The sequence below is a fragment of the Kitasatospora sp. NPDC001225 genome (assembly GCF_053597855.1).
On sequence record NZ_JBSFJC010000307.1, the window covers coordinates 1 to 3,348 of the forward strand.

Sequence of the window (3,348 nt, forward strand, 5' to 3'; positions counted from 1 at the left end):
ATGTGGAAGAGGGCGTCGGCGCGGCACCGCTCGGCGGGCCCGGAGGAGTCGCGCAGGTAGTGCACCAGCCGGGTGAGCCTGGGGCCGATAGACGGCCACCGGCCCCTCTCCGGCGACGACCGCGGCCACGTCGGCGGGGTCGGTGACGTCGGCCCGCCGGTAGTCGAGGGCGGAGACGACCGCCTCCCCGGCCCCGGCCGGGAGGGCGCCGCCGTGCCGGTCGAGCCGCTCCGCGGCCCACGCTCGGTACCGCCCGGTGTCCCAGTCCTCCCGGCTCGCCCCGGTCACCCGGAGCGCGTCGCCGGTGTGCCCCGCCGCCCGCAGCGCGGCCAGTGCCGGCAGCAGGAAGCGGGCGCTGAGGTCCCCGGTCGCGCCGAGGATCGCGAGCCGGTCGATCATGCCCGTCCCCCCGCCCTCGCCCGGGCCAGGTTCACGCCGCTGGAGATGATCCCGATGTGGCTGAACGCCTGGGGGAAGTTGCCCATGAACTCTCCTGTGGAGGGGTCGATCTGCTCGGACACCAGCCCCAGCGGGCTCGCCCGGGAGCACAGCGAGGCGTACAGCTCCCCGGCCTCGTCGGTCCGGCCCTGGCCGACCAGGTTGTCGACCAGCCAGAAGCTGCACAGCACGAAGGCGCCCTCGTCGCCCGGCAGCCCGTCCGGGGACTCCTCGTGCAGGTAGCGGTAGAGCAGCCCGCCGCCCGCCGACAGGCGCTCGGCGACGGCCGCCGCGGTCGCCACCATCCGCGGGTGGCCGGCCGGCACCACCCGGCGCAGCGGGAGCGCGAGCAGGCTCGCGTCCAGCGTGCCGCCGCCGTCCAGGTGGGCGCTGAGGGTCTTGGCGTCCTCGTCCCAGGACTGCTCCAGGACGAGCCGGCGCAGTTCCTCGGCCGAGGCGCGCCAGCGGTCCGGCCCGTCGGACCGGCCGAGCCGCTCGCCGATCCGGGCGGCCCGGTCCAGGGCCACCTGGCACAGGCCCGCCGAGTACGTGAACACCCGGCCCTCGCTGCGCACTTCCCAGATGCCCTGGTCCGGCTCCCGCCAGGCCTGCCGGGCGGCGTCGGCCAGCTCGGCCAGGCCGGCCCAGAGCGCGGGCTGGATCTCGCCGCCGGAGCGCAGCCACTGGTGGGCGCAGTCCAGGATCTCGCCGTAGACGTCGTGCTGGCGCTGGTCGGTCGCGCCGTTGCCCCAGCGCACCGGGGCCGAGCCCTGGTAGCCCTCCAGTTCGCCGTCCACGACCTCGTCCGGCACCGGGCCGCCGCGCAGGTCGTACATGATCCGGGGCCGCCGGCTGGTCTCGAAGGCGTCCAGGACCCAGCCGAGGAAGGCGTCGGCCTCGCCGCCGAAGCCGATCCGGCGCAGGGCGAACACGGCGAACGCCGCGTCGCGGATCCAGCTGTAGCGGTAGTCCCAGTTGCGGATCCCGCCGATCGGCGCGGGCAGCGAGGAGGTGGGGGCGGCGACCAGCGAGCCGTTGGCCCAGTCGTCGCAGAGCTTCAGCGTGATCGCGGCCCGCCGGACCAGGGGCTCCTGGGGGCCGTCGTACGCGAAGTGCCCCATCCAGCGGCGCCAGGCCTCGGCGGTGGCCTTCAGCGTCGCGTCGGTGTCGAAGCGGTGGTGGCGGTGGAAGCGGCCCCAGGACAGCACCAGGTCCAGGCGTTCGCCCTGCCGCAGTTCGTGGGTATCGCGCAGGCCGGTCAGCGGGCGGTTGGAGCGCAGGTGCAGCCGCAGGTCCGGGCGCCGGTGCGGGCGCACCTCCAGTCCGCTGAACAGGGCGCGGGCCTGCGCGCCGCCGCGCGGCTCCAGCTCCGCCCGCAGCCGGACCGTCCCGTCCAGCACCACGGCCGAGCGCACGAGTTCGCCCCGGTCGGCCGGCGCGTCGTCGGTGAGGTCGGCGCCGGAGCGCAGGGTCAGCGCGTCGGTGACGCGCACCAGGCCGGTGGGGCCGCGCAGTTCGGTGACCAGCACGCCGGTGTCCGGTTCGTAGCGCTGCCTGGCCTCCACCAGGCCCTCCGGGGCGAGGGTGAAGTGCCCGCCCCGGGCGTGGTCCAGCAGGCCGCAGAACAGCGGCTCGGAGTCGAACCGGGGCAGGCACAGCCACGGGATGGCGCCGTCCAGGCCGACCAGCGCGGCCGTCGCGCCGTTGCCGATCAGGCCGAGGTCCTCCAGCGGCGGGTACCCGTTCCGGCGGCGGGCCGGCCGGAACGGTGGGTCGGGGTCGTACATGCCGCCTCGCTTCCGCAGCGCCAAGGGGGGGTGGTCGAAGGGGCGTCGTCCCGGTGCGGACCGCCGGGCCGACGGCGACCCGGCCGCGCGGCCAACGGCTCCCACGTTCCCGGGGATCGGGCCGGTCCGCGATCCGGCCGCTCCGGCAGCGGTGCTTTCCAGTGAAAAAGCGCTCTCCGGCGAAAGAGCCCGGACCCCGCACCTGCTAGCGTTCGAGCCCGGACGGCGGACGGTGGACGACGGAGGTTTGCGGTGGCGGACAGCGGCGCGGAGCGGGCCTTCATCGGGTCGTTCACCTCGGAGGGCGGGCGCGGGATCGTCCTGGCATCGCTGGATCCGGACTCGGGGGCGCTGACCGCCACCGGTGTCGTCGAGGCCGTCGACCCGTCCTACCTCGCCCTCGGGCTCGCCGCCGGCGGCCCGGTGCTCTACGCCGTCTCCGAGACGGAGCCGGGCGCCGTCACCGCCCACGACCTCGCCGCTCCGGCGCCCCGCCCGCTCGGCGCCCCCGTCCCGGTGGACGGGGACCACCCCACCCACCTGAGCCTCAGCCGGGGCCACCTGCTGACGGCCAACTACGGCTCCGGCAGCGTCAGCGTGCTGCCGCTCGCCGACGACGGCACCCCGCGGCCCCCGGCCACCGTGCTGCGCCACCGGGGCAGCGGGCCGCACCCGGACCGCCAACGGGCCCCGCACGCCCACCAGGTGCTCCCCGACCCGTCGGGGCGCTGGGTGCTCGGCGTCGACCTCGGCACCGACGCGGTGCGGGTCCTCGCCCTGGACCCGGCGACGGGGGCGCTCACCGTGCACGCGGAGACCGCGCTGCCGCCCGGCACCGGGCCGCGGCACCTCGCCTTCCACCCCTCCGGCCGACTCGCGTACGTGCTCGGCGAGCTGCGCCCCGTCGTGACGGTCTGCCGCTGGGACGCGGCGGCCGGGGCGCTCGAACCGGTCGCGGAGGTCCCGCTGTTCCCGGACGGCGTCGAGGGCCCGGTCTCGCCGTCGGCCCCGGTGGTCTCCCCCGACACTGTACGGCCGCGCCGCCTGACAACAGGCCCCACCCCCTCCAACTCCCCAGCACAGAACGGAAAGCACCACCATGACCCGCGCCACCGCCCTTGCC

The 3,348-nt window shown here is 76.5% G+C and carries 2 protein-coding genes and 1 pseudogene; 1 reads left to right on the forward strand and 2 read right to left on the reverse strand.

Going from position 1 to position 3,348, the window contains the following annotated elements; all coding sequences use genetic code 11:
- Together ACWDCZ_RS39635 and ACWDCZ_RS39640 are read right to left on the reverse strand one after the other, a co-directional pair.
- Positions 1-399, reverse strand: a pseudogene (locus tag ACWDCZ_RS39635) (glucose-6-phosphate dehydrogenase); the annotation flags it as partial.
- Positions 396-2,225, reverse strand: coding sequence for a glycoside hydrolase family 15 protein (locus ACWDCZ_RS39640; protein ID WP_449818505.1), 1,830 nt, complete (start codon positions 2,223-2,225; stop codon positions 396-398). The gene ACWDCZ_RS39640 and the pseudogene ACWDCZ_RS39635, both read right to left, overlap by 4 nt.
- Positions 2,226-2,477: 252 nt before the next feature.
- Between ACWDCZ_RS39640 and ACWDCZ_RS39645 the strand changes: the two genes are divergently transcribed.
- A partial coding sequence (locus ACWDCZ_RS39645; protein WP_449818506.1) for a lactonase family protein occupies positions 2,478-3,348 on the forward strand: 871 nt, incomplete at its 3' end.

Excerpts from the sequence above, each read along its gene's own strand:
- ACWDCZ_RS39640 (WP_449818505.1), bottom strand. The coding sequence starts at position 2,225 with ATGTACGACCCCGACCCACCGTTCCGGCCGGCCCGCCGCCGGAACGGG.